Annotated in this window: 23 protein-coding genes; all 23 read left to right on the forward strand. The window is 42.4% G+C overall.

Translation table 11 applies throughout. The features are described 5' to 3' along the window. Positions 1–82 precede the first annotated feature (82 nt). The 23 genes from codY (at position 83) to fliP (ending at position 18,905) form a co-directional block, all read left to right on the forward strand. Positions 83–865 (forward strand): GTP-sensing pleiotropic transcriptional regulator CodY, encoded by a 783-nt coding sequence (gene codY / locus ASU35_RS00430; RefSeq protein WP_058351149.1) that lies wholly within the window; start codon positions 83–85, stop codon positions 863–865. A gap of 145 nt (positions 866–1,010) precedes the next feature. Further along, entirely contained in the window at positions 1,011–1,403 is a 393-nt protein-coding gene (flgB, locus tag ASU35_RS00435) for a flagellar basal body rod protein FlgB (protein WP_058351150.1), read from the forward strand. A gap of 15 nt (positions 1,404–1,418) precedes the next feature. Continuing rightward, a complete protein-coding gene (gene flgC, locus ASU35_RS00440; protein WP_058351151.1) occupies positions 1,419–1,862 on the forward strand; it encodes a flagellar basal body rod protein FlgC in 444 nt (147 codons plus the stop codon). A gap of 18 nt (positions 1,863–1,880) precedes the next feature. Further along, positions 1,881–2,192 (forward strand): flagellar hook-basal body complex protein FliE, encoded by a 312-nt coding sequence (gene fliE / locus ASU35_RS00445; RefSeq protein WP_058351152.1) that lies wholly within the window; start codon positions 1,881–1,883, stop codon positions 2,190–2,192. 49 nt (positions 2,193–2,241) lie between these two features. Then, on the forward strand, positions 2,242–3,846 hold the full coding sequence (locus ASU35_RS00450) for a flagellar M-ring protein FliF C-terminal domain-containing protein (protein ID WP_058351153.1): 1,605 nt from the start codon (positions 2,242–2,244) through the stop codon (positions 3,844–3,846). A gap of 5 nt (positions 3,847–3,851) precedes the next feature. Next, complete coding sequence (gene fliG / locus ASU35_RS00455; protein WP_058351154.1) at positions 3,852–4,862, forward strand: flagellar motor switch protein FliG; 1,011 nt, start codon at positions 3,852–3,854, stop codon at positions 4,860–4,862. Continuing rightward, positions 4,855–5,661, forward strand: coding sequence for a FliH/SctL family protein (locus ASU35_RS00460; RefSeq protein WP_058351155.1), 807 nt, complete (start codon positions 4,855–4,857; stop codon positions 5,659–5,661). The genes fliG and ASU35_RS00460 overlap by 8 nt, the downstream gene beginning before the upstream one ends. Before the next feature lie 35 nt (positions 5,662–5,696). Further along, positions 5,697–7,016 carry a flagellar protein export ATPase FliI gene (fliI, locus tag ASU35_RS00465; protein ID WP_058351156.1) on the forward strand — a complete coding sequence of 440 codons (1,320 nt, stop codon included), beginning with the start codon at positions 5,697–5,699 and terminating at the stop codon, positions 7,014–7,016. 2 nt (positions 7,017–7,018) lie between these two features. After that, positions 7,019–7,468, forward strand: a complete 450-nt coding sequence (gene fliJ, locus ASU35_RS00470; protein WP_058351157.1) for a flagellar export protein FliJ — start codon at positions 7,019–7,021, stop codon at positions 7,466–7,468. After that, positions 7,469–8,239, forward strand: a complete 771-nt coding sequence (locus ASU35_RS00475) for a MotE family protein (protein WP_058351158.1) — start codon at positions 7,469–7,471, stop codon at positions 8,237–8,239. Positions 8,240–8,285: 46 nt separating this feature from the next. Beyond that, positions 8,286–9,704: a flagellar hook-length control protein FliK gene (locus ASU35_RS00480; RefSeq protein WP_058351159.1), complete on the forward strand. Its 1,419-nt coding sequence runs from the start codon at positions 8,286–8,288 to the stop codon at positions 9,702–9,704. Positions 9,705–9,727: 23 nt separating this feature from the next. Beyond that, a complete protein-coding gene (locus tag ASU35_RS00485) occupies positions 9,728–10,561 on the forward strand; it encodes a flagellar hook assembly protein FlgD (RefSeq protein WP_058351160.1) in 834 nt (277 codons plus the stop codon). A 24-nt stretch (positions 10,562–10,585) separates the two neighbouring features. Further along, on the forward strand, positions 10,586–10,990 hold the full coding sequence (locus tag ASU35_RS00490) for a TIGR02530 family flagellar biosynthesis protein (RefSeq protein WP_058351220.1): 405 nt from the start codon (positions 10,586–10,588) through the stop codon (positions 10,988–10,990). Between the two features lie 98 nt (positions 10,991–11,088). Further along, positions 11,089–12,579, forward strand: coding sequence for a flagellar hook protein FlgE (locus tag ASU35_RS00495; RefSeq protein WP_058351161.1), 1,491 nt, complete (start codon positions 11,089–11,091; stop codon positions 12,577–12,579). Between the two features lie 175 nt (positions 12,580–12,754). Further along, a complete protein-coding gene (locus ASU35_RS00500) occupies positions 12,755–12,952 on the forward strand; it encodes a flagellar FlbD family protein (RefSeq protein ID WP_058351162.1) in 198 nt (65 codons plus the stop codon). 27 nt (positions 12,953–12,979) lie between these two features. Beyond that, on the forward strand, positions 12,980–13,777 hold the full coding sequence (locus ASU35_RS00505; RefSeq protein WP_058351163.1) for a motility protein A: 798 nt from the start codon (positions 12,980–12,982) through the stop codon (positions 13,775–13,777). Then, the gene (locus ASU35_RS00510) at positions 13,777–14,592 is read left to right on the forward strand and encodes an OmpA/MotB family protein (protein ID WP_058351164.1); all 816 of its coding nucleotides are present in this window, start codon (positions 13,777–13,779) and stop codon (positions 14,590–14,592) included. The genes ASU35_RS00505 and ASU35_RS00510 overlap by 1 nt, the downstream gene beginning before the upstream one ends. A 5-nt stretch (positions 14,593–14,597) precedes the next feature. After that, the gene (locus ASU35_RS00515) at positions 14,598–15,110 is read left to right on the forward strand and encodes an SPFH domain-containing protein (protein ID WP_058351165.1); all 513 of its coding nucleotides are present in this window, start codon (positions 14,598–14,600) and stop codon (positions 15,108–15,110) included. A gap of 77 nt (positions 15,111–15,187) precedes the next feature. After that, entirely contained in the window at positions 15,188–16,165 is a 978-nt protein-coding gene (gene fliM / locus ASU35_RS00520; protein WP_058351166.1) for a flagellar motor switch protein FliM, read from the forward strand. A 4-nt stretch (positions 16,166–16,169) separates the two neighbouring features. Next, positions 16,170–17,300, forward strand: coding sequence for a flagellar motor switch phosphatase FliY (gene fliY / locus ASU35_RS00525; protein WP_058351167.1), 1,131 nt, complete (start codon positions 16,170–16,172; stop codon positions 17,298–17,300). A 26-nt stretch (positions 17,301–17,326) separates the two neighbouring features. Beyond that, positions 17,327–17,689, forward strand: a complete 363-nt coding sequence (locus ASU35_RS00530) for a response regulator (RefSeq protein ID WP_058351168.1) — start codon at positions 17,327–17,329, stop codon at positions 17,687–17,689. Position 17,690: 1 nt separating this feature from the next. Beyond that, positions 17,691–18,065, forward strand: coding sequence for a flagellar biosynthetic protein FliO (locus ASU35_RS00535; RefSeq protein ID WP_058351169.1), 375 nt, complete (start codon positions 17,691–17,693; stop codon positions 18,063–18,065). A 12-nt stretch (positions 18,066–18,077) separates the two neighbouring features. Then, positions 18,078–18,905 carry a flagellar type III secretion system pore protein FliP gene (fliP, locus tag ASU35_RS00540; RefSeq protein WP_058351170.1) on the forward strand — a complete coding sequence of 276 codons (828 nt, stop codon included), beginning with the start codon at positions 18,078–18,080 and terminating at the stop codon, positions 18,903–18,905. Positions 18,906–18,925 lie beyond the last annotated feature (20 nt).

Below are 18,925 nucleotides of genomic sequence, written 5' to 3' on the forward strand. Positions count from 1 at the left end.
AACTATTGAATTTTCAAATAAATTGTGGTAAAATTCACTCATATGGTACAGTAAAGTATGACTGTTGGAGGAGGGGAACGCTATGAGTGTACAGCTGTTAGACAAAACAAGGAAGATAAATAAGCTGTTGCACAATAACAATTCACATAAGGTGGTATTTAATGATATCTGTGAGGTGTTAAGTGAAATACTGGAATCCAATATCCTTGTTATCAGTAAAAAGGGAAAGGTTCTGGGAATCAAGAACCGGGATGATATTCCGGAGATTCGGGAGCTGATTAAGGACAGTGTAGGGGGACATATTGACGAGCTGTTGAATGAGCGTCTTCTCAATATTCTTTCCACCAAGGAAAATGTTAACCTGATGACATTGGGGTTTGAATTTGATAATGTGAATGAATATCAGGCAATTATTATACCGATTGAGATTGCAGGGGAGAGACTGGGAACTTTATTCCTGTACAAGTACCAGTCTCAGTATACAATAGATGATATTATTCTAAGTGAGTATGGAACTACGGTGGTAGGGCTTGAGATGCTTCGCTCCGTAAATGAGGAGAGTGCAGAGGAAAGCCGTAAGGTACAGATTGTTAAATCAGCGATTAGCACCTTATCTTTCTCTGAGCTGGAAGCGATTACCAGTATTTTTGATGAGCTGGATGGAACAGAGGGAATTTTGGTAGCCAGCAAGATTGCTGACCGTGTTGGTATTACCCGTTCTGTTATTGTAAATGCTCTTAGAAAGTTTGAAAGTGCTGGAGTTATTGAGTCCAGATCCTCTGGTATGAAGGGGACCTATATTAAGGTCATCAACGATGTGGTTTTTGATGAATTAAAACAGATTAAAAAGAACAAGATGTGTTAACTATATAGGACCTGGATGGCTTACGACAAAGGGAGTTGATACAGAACTTCCTTTTTTGTTGTAGAAATAGGGCTATTTTCCTATCAATATTCCTTGTTTTTTGTAAAAAAAAAAGATATAATAGCAAAGAAAGGATGTGTGAAGGATGATTGGTTCCAATGCATACAATTATATCAATGTTCTGGGCAAAGCGGCAGATGCCAGTTGGCTGAGAGATGAATTAATCAGCAACAACCTTGCAAACGTAAGCACCCCTAACTATAAAAGAAAGGATGTCCAGTTTGAGTCCTATCTTATGACGGCAGTAGCAGGCGGTGACAGTCTGGATGATAATATCGACAATATTGATTTATCTGCTTTGAATCCGACCACTTATACGGAGTATTCAGGATTGAGCTACCGACTGGATGGGAACAACGTGGATATTGATACGGAAAGTGCGGAGCTTGCAAAGAACCAGCTTCGTTATTATACTCTGATTGATTCGATGAGTCAGGAATTCAGCCGGATTAAGATGGTATTGAACCGTAACAGCTAAAAGGGGAGGTAATATATGTCAGTATTTGGAGCAATGAATGTCAGTGCTACGGGTATGACTGCCCAGAGCGTAAGACGTGATATTATTTCGCAGAATATTGCAAACGTTAATACAACAAGAGACGCCAATGGAAAGCCTTATAAAAAGAAAAATGTTGTATTTGAAGAAAAAAGTGTAACCAGCTTTGCAATGGCACTTGATTTATCTATGGGTGCAACAGGCATCGGACTTGATGGAGTAAAGGTATCAAAGATTGTAGAGGACGATTCGGAGGGAAGAATGGTTTATGATCCATCCCATCCGGATGCAGATGAGGACGGTTATGTTACCTGCCCTAATGTAAATGTGGTGCAGGAGATGACAGATTTGATCGATGCCAGCCGTGCTTATGAAGCGAATGTAACCGCTTTTAATGCATCAAAGTCTATGTATATGAAAACATTGGAGATGGGCAAATAAACAGTAGGAGGATAAAAGATGAGCACTATTTCATCTATCGGGAACGTTCCGGAGAATATATTATGGGGTGATAAGGCGAATGCCGTAAATCCTTCCAGGAACCAGACCTTTGAAACTTTATTCCAGTCAGCACTGGATATGATAAATGAAACCAATGATTTAACGAATAAGGTAGAGGAAGAAGAAATCCGTTTTGCGATGGGGGCCTCAGACAGTCCGGTTGATTTGATGGCTGCACAACAGAAGGCCAATATCTCGTTGCAATATACAGTGGCAGTCCGTAATACAATCCTGGACGCTTATAAAGAGATTATGAACCTTCAGTTCTAAGTAAGGAACAAATCTTAAAATACGGTATACGATAACGGGAGAGAACAGCATGCAGGAGCGTTTAAAAAAGATTCCAGAGCGTTTTCTGGAGTTTTGGAATAAATATACAACCAGACAGAAGACAATCATAATTAGTGTGGTATGTGCCATATTTTTTACGATTGTCCTTTTGGCGTATTTTCTTACAAGACCGAAATATGATGCGGTGCTTGGTAGCTTTGAAGATAGCAAAGAAGCGACAGAGGTTATAACTCTTCTTGAGGGCAATGGGATTCCTTATGAGCAGTCCAGAGATGGGAAAATTATATATGTCGAGGAAAAAAATTATACGAAGGGCCTTAATCTTCTGGCTTCCAATGATATTCTGACAGATGAGATGGGCTGGGAAAACTTCGCCTTTAACAATTCTATGTCAACGACAGAAAAAGAGAAGGAACAGAAGATTACCTTGGCGACACAGACCCAGCTTAGGAATAATATTTTAAAGATGGAGGGCATCCGGGATGCGACCGTTATTATTGATAAGCCGGCTTCTGAATATACAATTTTTGAACAGGAAAAGGAGCCGTCTGTCAGCATTATCCTGGATTTATCTGAGGAGATAACCGACGAGCAGGCTCGGTATATGGCTATGTGGGTGGCGAATGCTATGGGTTCTGAGACCGCAGATGGCGTAGTTATTATGGACAGTCAGAGAAATCTCTTGTTTGGCGGCAAGCAGGAAGAGCTGCTGGGTGGGGCGATTGCAGATAAGGAGGAATATAAGCGAAGGCTTACGAACCAGCTCAATTATGATGTTGAGACTATGATGGTCAAGGCAGAGTTTGATGATGTCAATGTCACCTCTAATATGAAATATGATTTCAATAAGATTACTGAGCAATACACTGAGTATACGCCTACAGAAGGGCAGGAGCAGGGTGTTTATTCCCATAGCTACCAGTATTCTTCCAAGGGTTCGTCTGGTTCTGGTGGTATTCCTGGAACCGAGTCTAACGATGAGGATACCGATTATATGATTCAAACCGGAGGGACTACAGATACACAGATTACGCTGGATAAGTATGATTATCTTCCGAATGAAAGAATTAAAAATATAGAGTATGAAATCGGTGCTGTTGTACCAGGGGAGTCTTCTATGTCGGTTGTACTGACAAAATATGTTGTGTATAATGAAAAAGACTTGAAGCGTCAGGGGCTTTTGGATGGTACAACCTTTGAGGATTTTATCCTGGCAAATAATACAAGGGCTTCTCTTGCAGTAGATGAGCAGTATTATCAGTTGATTGCTTCTGCTACCGGAATTGCAGTAGAAAATATTACAATTATGGCATACAGCCAGCCGGTATTTAACGAAGAGGTTAGGGAACCATTTGACATTACCAATTACCTGATGATTATCCTGGCGGTGCTGATTGTAGCCTTGCTGATTTTTGTAGTATTCCGTGGTACAGCACCAGTCGAGGTAACAGAGATGGAGCCGGAGCTTTCTGTAGAACAGCTTCTGGCAACAACCAAGGAAAACCAGTCTCTGGAGGATATCGAATTCAGCGAAAAGTCCGAAACGAGACGATTGATAGAAAAGTTTGTAGACGAGAATCCAGAAGCGGTAGCGACCTTGCTTCGCAACTGGCTACAGGATGATTGGGGGTAATCAGAATGGCAGCAAATATGGAAATGACAGGTGTACAAAAAGCAGCGATTCTTTTAATTGCCCTGGGACCGGAAAAATCTGCTAATATATTTAAACATTTAAAGGAAGATGAAATAGAGCAGCTTACTCTGGAAATAGCCAATACCAGGAGTGTGTCTCCAGCTTTAAAAGATGAGGTGCTCGATGAGTTCTATGAGGTTTGTCTGGCACAGCAGTATATTGCAGAAGGTGGCGTTGGTTATGCGAAAGAGCTTCTGGAAAAAGCCCTGGGTACCGAAAAGGCAATGAATGTCATTGGAAAGCTGACGGCTTCCTTGCAGGTTCGTCCCTTTGAATTTGTACGAAAGACTGATGCCAGCCAGCTTCTAAACTTTATTCAGGATGAGCATCCACAGACAATTGCTTTGATTTTATCCTATCTGCCATCTGGGCAGGCGGCACAGATTGTGTCAGCTCTGACACCGGACAAGCAGGCGGATGTTGCAAAGCGTATTGCGATGATGGATCGTACTTCTCCGGATGTAATCAAGGAGGTAGAGCGGGTATTGGAGCAGAAGCTGTCTTCTTTGGTAAACCAGGATTACACAATTGTTGGTGGTATCGATTCTATTGTAGAGATTTTGAACACGGTAGACCGTGGTACCGAAAAACATATTATGGAAACTCTCGAAATCGAAGAGCCAGAGCTGGCAGATGAAATCAGGAAGAAGATGTTTGTATTCGAGGATATTCTTTCTCTGGACGACCGTTCTATCCAGCGTGTACTGCGTGAGGTTGATAATAATGAGCTGGCAGTTGCACTTAAGGGATCTAACGAAGAGGTACAGACAGTTATCTTTAACAATCTGTCCAAGCGTCTGGCAACCATGATTAAAGAGGATATGGATTTCATGGGACCGGTACGTCTTAAGGATGTAGAGGAGGCACAGCAGAAAATCGTTAATATCATCCGTAAGCTGGAGGATTCCGCAGAGATTGTAATTGCAAGAGGCGGAGGTGACGAGCTGATTGTCTAATCTGATTAAATGGAATTATATAAATTTGGAAAGTGAGAACCGGCGGATTATTGATTCAGACCATTCCAAAAAAAATCCATTCCTGGAGCAGCCAGCTTCGGGAATGGCCTGTAATAAAGGAGAAAATATGGAGGCCGGAGGCTTCCATGAGGGAGTTAAAGCCGTAAATTACGATGAGCTTCTTAAAAAAGAGCGGGAGCAGATAGAGACAGAGAAAAATGTTGTTCTTTCTGAAGCCAGAAGACAGGCTGACGAGCTGATTAGTCAGGCCAGATGTGTCGCGGAGAATATAAAAAATGATGCTTATGAGAGCGGATATGAAAGCGGCAGGGAATCTGGTCAGGCAGAGGCTTTGGAAATTCTTGAAAAAGAAAAGGAAAAGCTTCAGGAATACCAAAAGGAGCTTGAAAAGGATTATCAGGAAAGGCTTCGCAGCATAGAGCCTATGATAGCTGATTTTATGGCAAAACTTGTGGAAAAGCTGACAGGTACTGTTGTAGAAGGGAAAAAGGATGTTATTCTTTATCTGGTGCGATGTGGACTGGAGCAGACTGGAAAAAGCACCCGCTTTGTGATTCGGATTTCCCAGGAGGATTATCCACTGGTAGAGAGTCATAAGGAGGAGCTTCTGGCTCTTTTAGATGGTCAGGGTGAGTTAAGCTTCCGTGAGGATAAGGGGCTCACTAAAAATCAATGTGTAATAGAAACAGATACAGCGATTATTGAAAGCAGTCTGGATATTCAGCTGGAGAATCTTTCAGAGGATATCCGGCTCATGGCATTAAGCAAAGAGCTGTAAGTGCCGATATATTAACTATGGAAAGCAGGTGTTTTATGGAAAATTTTGAATTTATCTTTCAGAGGTATAACCGGCTTCTGGAAAAGTCCTATGTAAAGCACCTGGGAAAGGTAGTTAAGGTAGTTGGTCTTACGATAGAATCTATCGGACCAAGTGCTAAGCTAAATGATTTGTGTAAGATTATTTCTGCCGATGGACGCAATGAAATTATGGCAGAGGTAGTTGGCTTCCGGGATGACAGAGTTCTTTTAATGCCCTTTGGAAGTGTTGAGGGGGTAGGCTTGGGAAGCCGGGTAGAAAATACCGATGAGTGCCTGAAGGTTATGGTAGGTGCTAATCTTCTAGGGCAGGTTCTGGATGGATTGGGACGTCCTCTTTCCGGTGAGACCCTGGCCTGTGATAGAGCATACCCGCTGGATGCACCGCCACCGGATCCGATGAAACGAAAAATGATTGACGAAGTACTTCCTTTGGGAGTAAAGGCTGTTGACGGTATGATCACTCTGGGAAAGGGGCAGAGAATTGGAATTTTCGCCGGCAGTGGTGTTGGAAAAAGTACCTTGATGGGCATGTTTGCCCGTAATACCCGGGCTGATATTAATGTAATCGCACTGATAGGAGAGCGAGGCAGGGAGGTTCGTGAATTTATCGAACGGGACCTGGGAGAAGAGGGCATGAAGCGTTCAGTAGTAGTAGTAGCTACCTCGGATAAGCCGGCACTGATTCGTAAGAAGGCAGCGATGACGGCAACGGCAGTTGCTGAGTATTTCCGAGATCAGGGTAAGGATGTCCTTTTAATGATGGATAATCTGACCCGTTTTTCGATGGCTCAGAGAGAAATCGGCCTTGCTTCCGGTGAACCACCGGTATCCCGCGGATATCCGCCGAGTGTATATTCTGAGATGCCCAAGCTTTTAGAGCGGGCCGGAAGGTCAGATAAAGGATCTATTACCGGTCTTTATGCAGTTTTAGTTGACGGTGATGATTTTAATGAGCCAATCAGTGATACTGCCCGTGGTATTTTAGATGGACATATTATTTTGTCCAGAAAGCTGGGACATAAGAATCATTACCCGGCCATTGATATTTTACAGAGTATTTCCCGTGTTATGAGCAGTGTAGCCTCCAGTGAGCATAAGAAATATGCCGGTATGCTTAAAAACGTTATGGCTACCTATACGGAGGCGGAGGATTTGATTAATATCGGAGCTTATAAAAATGGCTCTAATAAAAATATAGATTATGCAATTGAAAAAATTGATGCAGTAAATGAGTATCTGCGGCAGCAGACAGATGAGAAGCTGGAGTATGAAGAAGAGGAAGAGCTTCTGAAACAAATTTTTGAGGATGCTTGATTATGGCAAAATTTATCTATAAGATGCAGAACCTCCTGTCGATAAAGCTGAAGCTGGAGGAGCAGGCAAAAAACGCTTTTGGTGAGGCAAGGGCAAGGCTTAATCAGGAAGAGGAGAAGCTTTCCATGCTGGAAGGAAAAAAGCAAAGCTATGAAAGGCAGCTCTCAGAAAGTATAGCCGGAAAGCTTAATATCCGGGAAATATGTCAGACAGAAGAGGCTGTAGAAATTATGAAATATAAAATTCGCATACAGAGTATTGCAGTGACTACGGCAATGCAGCAGCTGGAATTAGCCAGAGTTAAGCTGAATGAGGCAATTCAGGAGCGAAAGATACAGGAAAATCTAAGAGAGCAGGCTTTTCTTACTTTTATGGAGGAGCTGAAGGCAGAAGAACAAAAAGAGGTAGATGAAAGAGTAAGCTTCATGTACCGTGACAGTGAGGAAGAGTAGATGGCTAGAAAAAAGAAGGATGAAATAGAAAATATCACAGAGGCTGGAGCGGAGACAGAAAAAAGGGGAAGTAAGATTGTATCCTTTCTGATTGCCTTAGTAATCGTGATTATCTGGCTGGCGGTTTTTGCCCTATTGATAAAGATGGATGTTGGTGGCTTTGGAAGCCGGGTGTTGGCCCCGGTTTTAGAGGATATTCCGATTATTAATAAGATTTTGCCGGGTGGCGGTGGTTACACTGACAGCGAGGGTAACACCTATAAGAGCCTGGATGAAGCGATGGCACGGATTAGTGAGCTGGAGCTTCAGCTGGATTCCATGAACAGCTCAGGGGTAGCCAATTCCGATTACATAGCACAGTTAGAGGCTGAAATTGCACGCCTTAAGACTTTTGAAGAAGAGCAGAAGACTTTTGAAGAAAGGGTAGCCGAGTTTGATAGGGAGGTTGTATTTTCAGATAAGGCACCGGATATTGAAGAATATAAGAAATTTTATGAAGGTATTAATGAAGAAAATGCAGCGAAGCTTTATCAGCAGGTAGTTGAGCAGCTGCAGGTGGATGCTAATATGAAGGAGCAGGGTGAGCGGTTTGCTAAGATGGAGCCTGCGACAGCAGCGCAGATTTTAAGTGAGATGACTGGAGATTTGGATTTGGTATGTGGCATCCTAAAGAGTATGAAGACACAGCAGAGTGCTGAAATCATTGCAAATATGTCAAGTGAGTTTGCAGCCAAGGTAACTAAAAAAATGACCCTGATGGATCAAGAATAGGCACCTTGTTTGTAATAAATACAATTGAATAGAAGGGAGGAAACCAATGACAGCATCAAACGTGTTGACGCAGGCGATTCAAATGATGGGTTCCAGTGGCAGGGATACGGTTTTGGCGAAGCTTGGAACTGCTACAGGGAATAGCTTTGGACAGGTAATGGGTGATAGTCTGAATAACCAGCTGGGAAGGCAGAAGGATGATCTTCAGGCAGTAAAACAGAAGCCTTCCTGTGGCAGACAGTTTACTTCCAAGGGGATAACCGATAGGGCAAAGACACTTTCTGTAGCTCAGGAAAAGTCCGCAGTCAGTCAGGAAGTACCAGAGCTTACTAAGAAGATGGAAGCAGCTGTAAGGGATCTGCTGCAGGAAGAGCTGGGGCTTACAGAAGAAGAACTGGAGGCAGCAATGACAGCCCTGGGATTAGATTATCTGAAGCTTTTACTTCAGGAAAATATGCAGGCCCTGGTCTTAGAGGTAAATAAAGCCGATGCAATGGAGCTTCTCACTGATGAAGGCTTAAGCAGTCAGCTGAATACACTTTTGCTTGGTACCCAGGAAATTCTTTCTGAAAACGGAATTCAGGCATCAATGGAGGAACTGCCGGAGCTTCTTAAAGGTTTGGAGGGTGCTTTGGAAACGTCGGTAAAGGATGAAGAAGGGATTCAAAGCAAGGTAACAGAGGAAGGCGGACCTGTGGTAGAGCTTGTGGCAGAAAAGACAGCCGGAGCTGAAAAAAAGCCAGAGGTATCGATGGAAGAGGAAAATCCTAAGGCATCGGAAGCTGGTGAAGAAGCAGAAAGCTTAGTTAAACCAGAAAAGCACTTGGAGGAGACTTCACAGAAGAAGGACAGTAGGGAAGGCTTTCAGAACCGCAGCGATACAAAGGAAGAAGGCTTAAAGAGCTTCGACCGTGAAAAGAGTCAGAATCCTATGGATGTGCTTCTTCAGAATCTGAGCAGCCATATGCCAATAGATGAGGTGAGTATGACAGCGGCTCAAAGACTTGAGGCAATGCGGGACATTGTAAATCAGGTATTGGAGCAGATTCGTATCACGATAAAGCCGGAGACTACCAGCATGGAGCTTACCCTGAATCCGGAGAATCTTGGAAAGGTAAGTCTTACTGTGGTTTCCAAGGAGGGTCATCTGACCGCCAGCTTTACCGCACAGAATCAGGTAACAAAGGAAGCACTGGAAAGCCAGATGCAGACTCTGAAGGAAAGCTTAAACAGCCAGGGCATTAAGGTAGAGGCTATTGAGGTCAATATTGAAAGCTTCGCCTTTGATGAAAGAAACCAGATGAATGGCGGACAGGAGAATCATGGTCAGTCAAAGTCGAAGGAGAGAAGGCTCACCACAGAGGATATCCAGAAGGCCTTTGGTGAGGATATCAACGGTGAGGAAGAGACAATTGACACGGCAGCGATTACTCAGAGTGGAAGCCAGGTTGATTACATAGCTTAGGCGATAAAGGAAGGAGGAAAAGGATGAGTGATTTAATACTTCCAATTAAGGAGGGACAGGTTGTCGGGGAAACTACGAAAACCACCAACACAAGTAAGAAAACGACAGGAACCAGTGAGTTGGGAAAGGAGCAGTTCTTACAGCTTCTGGTTACTCAGATGAAATACCAGGATCCGCTAAATCCCACAGATAATACCCAGTTTGTAGAGCAGCTGGCTACTTTTTCCCAGTTAGAGCAGATGCAGAACTTAAATGCTACGACAATCAATACCCAGGCATTCTCTCTTGTGGATAAAGAGGTTATTATCAAAACGAAAAATTCGGATGGCAGGGAAAATCTGATTCAGGGTATGGTAGATTACGTTACGACTAAGGGCAGTAAAACTTATCTCTCTATTAAGGATAAGCTTTACTCCATGGATGATCTCTATACAGTGATAGGTACTAATTATGTTGTCAGCCAGAAGCTTCCAACAGTAGAAGCCCAGAGCTTTGAGTATGATCACCAGAAGCCGGAGGATATTATAGTTAAGGTATCCCTGGGTAAGGATGAATATGAGGCATCCGCTGTTGTTGTACTTTTGGATGGACAAGTAGTAGCTAATAAGTATCTTTCCTATAAAGATGGTAAGGTTACAATTAACAAGGAAGCCTTTGCTGCAACCGATGCTGGAAATCATTCCTTAGCATTTGTCTTTAATGATCCGCTGACTACGACGGTAACGAATAAGGTAACAGTTAAGATTACCGGAGACAAGCAGATGGAAGAGCTTCCAAAGGACGAAGGAAACACCGGAGATGACAGTGGGAATGTAACTGAGCCGGGAGATAAAGCAGAGAATATTGGAAACGCATAAGCATGGATGCAAAGGGTGAAATATATGAACATTATGAGAAATAAATTCTCCTCCATTGAGGAGATGACAGGAAAGCTTCATAATAGCCAGGCAAATACCCGAAATGCGGCTTCTCTTTCAAAAGGACAGGGAATTTCCTTCCAGGAGGTCTTAGAGAAGACAAAGGCGACAGAGGAGAGTCGGAGACTTCGGTTTTCCAAGCATGCGAATGAGAGATTACAGAGCAGGAACATTGACTTGTCAAAGACTCAGCTGGAGCGGTTAGAGCAGGGAACCAACAAAGCAAGGGAGAAAGGAATCAAGGAATCCCTGGTGATGGTGGACGATTTGGCATTTATTGTAAATGTAAAGAATAACACAGTGGTGACTGCAGTAAATAACAGCGAGGATGGTGTTTTCACCAACATTGACGGAGCGGTTATTGGCTGATAGTTATGTAAGAAAACCCGCCGGACCTTGATAAGGAAGCGGGTGGCTCCCGACTGACAGACGGAGCCGGAACTTAATTTTAAGGAGGTCGTTTCATTATGATGAGATCATTGTTTTCTGGTGTTTCCGGTCTAAAGGTACATCAGACAAAGATGGATGTTATTGGTAATAATATTGCAAATGTAAATACCGTAGGCTTCAAGGGAAGCAGCGTAAATTTTTCCGATGTTTTCTATCAGACTACCCAGTATGCTACTGGACCAAATGCAGCTACCGGGGCTGCCGGACGTAATGCTATGCAGATTGGTCTTGGTTCCAATCTGGCATCTATTACAGCAAGCATTACCCAGACCGGTGGTTCCCAAAGAACGGATAATCCCTTTGACGTTATGATTAATGGGGATGCGTTTTTTATTGTAAACAGTGGTGGCACCAATTATTTTACAAAGAATGGTGCATTTAATATTGATGCTGCCGGTACTCTTTGTACCTCTACCGGTGCTAATGTTATGGGCTGGCAGGTAGATAAGGATGGCAATATCGTAAAGGCAGCGGTATCTCCACTGAAAATCATGGCACCGGAGAACCTGTATGCAGAGCCGGAGCTGACAACAGCTACCTACTTAAGTGGTAACATTGACCAGATGGATCCACAGCTTTTGAGTGCTGATGGACTTCCGGTACAGGTAAGCTTTTTTGATAACCTGGGTAACAGCTATACGGCAAAGCTTAAGGTTACGGCAAAGGCAGGAGCTGGAGCACCGGCAAAGCCAAGTGCCGAGGAGGCAAAAAAGGGAAACTATACAGTAAGTCTTGTAGATATTGTTGATAGCAGTGACAGCTCTATTTTTAAAGCAGGTGGTGTGGCAGCAGGTGGAGCAAAGCTGAAGTTCGGTGGAAAGGATCTGAATGTTAATGCAAATGGAACAATTCCGGATAATGCAGTAGATTTGGCCTTTAACCCTTCCAATGGTAGCTTTAAATCAATTGGAGCAAATAATGATGGGGGATTTCCTAATTCCATGAAGCTTACTATTGAGACAACAGGTACTGTTCCGGGAGTATTTGACAAGATAATAACAGATCCAGATGGAAAACAAACAAAGGATGCAGAATATAAGGGCATTGACATTGATTTTTCATCTCTTACCATGTATGCCACCAGTGGTACTTCTAAAATCGAGCCTACCAAGGGAAGCTTAGATGGCAAGGGTGCCGGTCTTCCGGTAGGCAATATGACAGGAGTCAGCATTGATACAAATGGAAAGATATTTGGAAGCTACGATAATGGTACGAAAAAGCTGCTGGGGCAGCTGGCGGTAACCACCTTTGCTAACCCATCGGGTCTGGAGGCTGTCGGTGACAGTATGTTTGCTGAGACACAAAACTCCGGCTCCTTTGATGGAGTAGGACAGGATCCGACCCAGGGAGGTGGAAAGCTTTCTACCGGTGTACTGGAGATGTCCAATGTGGATTTATCCTCTGAGTTTACCCAGATGATTACAACCCAGAGAGGTTTCCAGGCAAATTCTAGAATTATCACAACATCAGATACTCTTTTAGAGGAATTGATTAATCTGAAGAGATAAGGCTAGCTTAAGTGAATAGTGAAGGAACAGGGAGGTTATCTTCACTATTCACTTTTTATGTAATTTAGGACGGATTTCCTATCTTAAAATATTTTATCCCGAAATTTACATTATTTTGTTGTTTTTTCTTGTAAATAGAGAAAATTTTATATATAATAGTAGGGAGGTATTTGGTATGATTGAAGTAACGCGGATGAATGATACAAAATATATGGTAAATGCAGAGCTGATAGAGACCGTGGAGGAGACACCAGATACGGTCCTGACCCTTACTACTGGTAAGAAGCTCGTTGTGAGAGAAAGCAGTAAGGAAATTAGAAATCGAATAATAGCTTACAAAAAAGAAATCTTTTTTGTAGCTGTAGATAAATAAACTATAATACATAGGCGGTGAAGAATTTTGGATATAGCTACATTAATTGGATTGGTTCTTGGATTTGGTTTGATGATTTTCGGTATGGTATTCGGAAAAACCTTTTCGGCGGTTATGAACTTTATTGATCCACCTTCCATTCTGATTACGATTGGTGGTACCTTTTCCTGTCTGATTGCACAGTCAAAGGATATCGGTACCTTTGTAAAATCCTTGAGTTCCTTTGGTCTGGCACTGAAGCCGGTACAGTCGAATGAGGCTGAGACAATACAGAATATTATCAATCTTTCCAACGTAGCCCGTAAGGAGGGACTTCTGGCTCTGGAAGAGGCAGCTAACGGTGTTGAAGATGATTTCTTAAAAAAAGGAATTCTTCTAATTGTAGACGGTACTGACCCGGAGCTGGTGCGTGGTATTCTGGAAACAGAGCTTTCCTGCATTGAGGATCGTCATGGATCGATTATTGGATTCTGGGAGAATATGGCGGCTATGGGCCCTGCATGGGGTATGATTGGTACCTTGATTGGTCTGATTAACATGCTAAAGGAATTAAGTGATATGGCTAGTGTAGGACCAAATATGGCGGTTGCTCTGGTAACGACCTTCTACGGTTCTCTGATTGCAAACTGGATTGCAACACCGGTTGCAAACAAGCTTAAGATGAACAACGCAACTGAGGTTCGTATGAAAGAGGTTATGGTCGAAGGACTTCTGTCGATTCAGGCAGGCGAGAATCCTCGTGTTATTGAAGAAAAACTGAAATCCTTTATGGCACCTTCTGCCAGAGGTAGTGTTGGCGAAGGAAATGAAGGCGGTGAAGCATAATGGCAAGAAAGAAGAAAGAGGAAAGTGGCGGTGGTGGTTCACCGGCGTGGATGGCGACCTTTTCGGATCTGATGAATCTTCTGCTTTGCTTCTTCGTATTGCTGTTTGCAATGTCCAGTGTTGATGAGGAGGCCTTTGCAGATATTGCAGCATCCTTTAACAACAGCTTTAGCATCTTTTCCGGAGGAGCCCAGGCGATTGGCGAGGGTAAGCTGGTGTCCCAGGGTGCCAGTCAGCTTAATAATTTAAGCCAGTATTTTAACCAGATGGGAGCAGCCGGTGAGGATGATTCTATGGAAGAGGGTACTGGCTCCGTATCAGAATATAAGGAGCAGCTGGCAGAAGAGCAGAAAAAGGCTACGGAGATGATTTATGAGGAAATCGTAGAGGCTGCAGAGAAAAAAAATATTGAAGATGCTGTAGAGGTAGCAGTAGATGAGGGCTACCAGTATGTAAGGATTGTTATGAACGGAGCGATTCTTTTTGATTCTGGAAGTGATAGGATAAAGGAGGGTGCTATTCCGATTTTAAGCAAGATAGGTGATATTTTAAAAACCTACGATAAGCATTTGATTAAAATTGAGGGACATACCGATAATATCCCAATTAAAAGCAATAGATTTCCGAATAATGTATGGCTTTCGACTGCCAGAGCGACAGAGGTGTTTGCTTATCTGACAGAGAAAAAGAAACTTGATCCGGAGAGCATGGAGGCTTCCGGCAGAGGCGAATATAATCCGATTGCTGATAACAAAACGGAAAGTGGTCGGGCAAAAAACAGACGTGTAGAAATTAAAATCTACAGTAAGGAGTAAGTACTATGAAGAAAAATATGCTGACAGTAGTTATTTTGGCGTTATGCCTGATTAATCTGATTTTGACAGGCACTATGGTATTTGTTATTGTACCAACATCTCAGAAGACAGATAAACTGATTACCCAGGTAGCTTCGGTAATTGAGCTGGAGCTCAAGGGCGATGGACAGATGTATGACATAACAGGAGCGGAACCATATAAGATCGAAGAGAAGAAGCAGATGAATCTAGCTCCCGGTGATGATGGTAAGGATCATTATGCAATTCTTGATTATGTAACCGTATATGTAAATCCGGATTCTGAAAAATACAAGCAGTATAATACGGATTTGACAGCCGGTACTTATAATTCTGTGATTCTTGATAAGGTTGAGACTGTTATTTCTGGATATAGCTATGAAGAAACTGTAGATGGAAGAGAACAGATGAAGGAAGACTTATTAAATGAACTGAAAAAGGTATTTGGTTCTTCTGATTTCATTATCAGCGTATCCTTTGGCAATCTGCTCTTTAGTTAATTTTTGCTTTATCTTGTGGATTAAATATGGTATGATGGTAAGAGACGATAAAATTGTGACAAAAGAGGTGAGGGGAAATGGGTGATGTCTTATCGCAGAGTGAGATAGATAATCTGCTTGCTGCCTTAAGCAGTGGTGAGCTGGATGCCGACGAGATGAAGGAAAGCTCTGAAAAGCAGGTGAAGAACTACGACTTTGCCAGACCTTCCAAGTTCTCTAAGGATCACCTCAGAACACTTGAGATTATTTTTGAAAATTATGGAAGACTTCTTTCGACAAATCTTCCGGCTTATTTTAGAAAGAGTGTACAGGTAGAGGTCATGAACTCTGAGGCGATTACCTACTCAGAGTTTTCCAATGCCTTATCAAATCCGGTGATTCTTGGAATTGTCAATTTCAGCCCCTTGGAGGGCAACATTATTATGGAAGTTGCAGACAATTTAGGATATGCGATTATAGACCGTATGCTAGGCGGTGGTGGACAGCCTTTAGAAAAGTCCAGGGATTTTACGGAAATAGAGCTGATTATTTTAGAACGGGTATTAAATACCTGCACGAATCTTCTAATCGAACCATGGCAAAGCGTAGTGGATATTAAGCCACGGCTGGAGAAAATAGAGACAAACTCTCAGTTTGCACAAATTATTTCTCCAAGTGAGATGACTTCGATTATTACAATGAATATTCAGATTGGTAATGTAGAGGGATTGATGAATATCTGTATCCCATATACCTGTGTAGAGCCTGTAATTGACAAATTGAATACAAAGTATTGGTATTCTACAATGCAGGTGAAGGATGATGGTATCTATCAGGAGGCTATTGAATCCGTTATTTCCAAAGCAAAAATACCGATTCGTGCACTTCTTGGAAAGAGTACCGTATCGGTGAATGATTTTGTAAATCTGCAGCCAGGTGATATTATCCGGCTTGATACCAGGGTGGATGATGAGCTGGATATTTATGTAGGCAATATTAAGAAGTTTACCGCATTGCCAGGAGCTTTTCAGGATACCTATGCGGTCAGAGTAACTTCAGTGATAAGGGAGGAGTAAAGCGATGGATGGTATGTTATCCCAGGAAGAGATCAATGCTCTTTTGGGTGGAATGGACAGTGACAGCAGCAGTTCGCCTGCGAAAGACTCTTCTTTGCAGTTAAATGATGCTGAAAAGGATGCGGTTGGTGAGGTTTCCAACATTTGTATGGGGACGGCTGCGACCACTCTCTCTACTTTGTTAAATAACCGAGTAGTAATTACAACCCCAAATGTTTCAATTACAAATGTAGATGAGCTGTCAGAAAAGTATGACAGACCTTGTGTTTTTGTACAGATTTCTTATATTGATGGTCTGGATGGAAACAACCTGTTGATTTTAAAAGAAAACGATGTTAAGATAATTACAGATTTGATGATGGGTGGAGACGGAACCAATATCAGTGGTGAGTTGACAGAGCTTCATTTAAGTGCTATCAGCGAGGCGATGAACCAGATGATGGGTTCTGCATCTACATCCCTTTCTTCTCTGCTTGAGAAGAAGGTTGATATCAGTCCGCCGATTGCCAGCCTGATTGATTTAAATGACAGTTTAACTGATACCAAGCTGTCGGATTTCTTACAGGGCAATTTTGTCCAGGTGGCTTTTCATATGGAAATCGGTGATTTAATTGATAGCCAGATTATGCAACTGTATCCTTTTGATTTTGCAAAGGATTTATACCGTAAATTTGCAGGTGACACATCGCAGTCGGCTTCACAACCGGTACAGCAGCCAGCACCTGCGGCAGCACAGACCCAGCCTGCACCACAGCCGGTTCCACAGCCGGCACCAATGATGCAGCAGCCAGTGGCCGGTATGGGACAGCCTGTGATGGCACCATATGGTATGCAGCCGGATGTTAACGTATCTCCGGCACAGTTCCAGGCCTTTGGAACTATGGTAAATCCAATTATCCAGCAGGAAAATATCGATTTAATTATGGATGTGCCGCTGGAGGTTACAGTTGAGTTAGGACGTACCAACAAGTCCATAAAAGAAATTCTGGATTTCTCACCAGGAACTATTATTGAGCTTAACAAGCTGGCAGGTGAGCCAGTCGATGTACTGGTCAACGGTAAGTTTGTAGCCAAAGGTGAAGTAGTGGTAATCGAGGAAAACTTTGGTATTCGTGTTACCGAGATTATCAGATAAATCGAAAGAGATAGGAGAGAAAAACTATGGCAAAAAATATTTTAATTTGTGATGATGCAGCTTTCATGCGAATGATGATTAAAGATATTTTAACCAAGAATGGCTATAATATCGCTGGTGAGGCTGAAAATGGAATGAAGGCAGTAGAAAAATACAATGAAACAAAGCCGGATCTTGTTATGATGGATATTACCATGCCGGAGATGGATGGAATCCAGGCTTTAAAGAAAATTAAGGAATCTGATCCGGGTGCAAATGTTATTATGTGTTCTGCTATGGGACAGCAGGCGATGGTTATTGAATCCATCCAGTCTGGAGCAAAGGATTTCATTGTTAAGCCATTCCAGGCAGATCGTGTATTAGAGGCTGTTAAAAAAGCGGTGGGCTAATATGTTTTTGGCATCTGCACTTTCTACGATTGAGAATGTGTTTCAGCTAATCGGTCTTTTGGTGGTTTTTATTTTGATTCTGGCTGCAGCCTATTTTGTAACAAAATGGGTAGGTAATACAGCAATGGAGGGTCAGAAAAATAAGAATATCTCGGTAATTGAAACCTTCCGACTGACACCAAATAAATTCATTCAGATTGTCCGGTTGGGAGATACGTATGTAGCGATAGCTGTCAGCAAGGATCATGTAGAATATTTGACAGAAATTGATGAAGAAAAACTGTCTTTGCCAGGAGCAGGGGAGAGACAGTTTTCTTCCAATGGAGATTTTAAAGAAGTTTTTTCAAAAATTATAAAGAAAAAAGAAACAAAGTAAAGGTTGGTAATCATGAGAAGAAACAAAACGAAGTTGCAGAAATGGGGAGCAAGATGTATGGGCTTTTCACTGCTGATGTGCTTATTAACCTTTATTTGTGCTGTAAAGGTTTATGCAGCAGAGACACCGAATATACCGAATGGTTTTGAATTAAATATTTCTTCCAATGCAGGAAGTACGAGTCTGTCAGCCACGCTTCAGATGCTTTTGATGCTGACAATTCTTTCGTTGGCACCATCTATTTTAATTATGGTGACGTCATTTACAAGAATTATTATCGTGCTTCATTTTGTAAGAGCGGCATTGGGAACTCAAACGACACCGCCTAACCAGATTCTGATTGGGCTTGCTTTATTTCTCACCTTTTTTATTATGGCACCGACCTTTAATAAGATTAATACCGACGCAGTGCAGCCATTGTCAAAGGGAGAGATTAGCCAGGAGGAAGCAATAAAAGCAGGTGTTGAACCTATCCGGGAATTTATGTTTGCTCAGATGGATGGTTCCGAAGGTGGACAGAAGGATTTGAAATTGTTTTTAGGTATTGCTGAGATTCCACAAGAGGAGCTTAACTCTTTGGAGGATATTCCGACAACGGTGCTAATTCCTGCATTCATTATCAGCGAGCTTAGAAAAGCTTTTACAATCGGCTTTTTGATTTATATACCATTTATTATCATTGATATGGTAGTGGCATCAACCCTGATGTCCATGGGTATGATGATGTTGCCGCCGACAACAATATCCATGCCCTTTAAGATACTCTTATTTATTCTGGCGGATGGCTGGAATCTGGTGATTGGTTCTGTTGTTTCAACCTTTGCCGGATATGGTGGATAAAGGGTTTCAATTATATTTGT

Source organism: Acetivibrio ethanolgignens, from assembly GCF_001461035.1.
Classification (GTDB): Bacteria; Bacillota; Clostridia; order Lachnospirales; family Lachnospiraceae; genus Velocimicrobium; species Velocimicrobium ethanolgignens.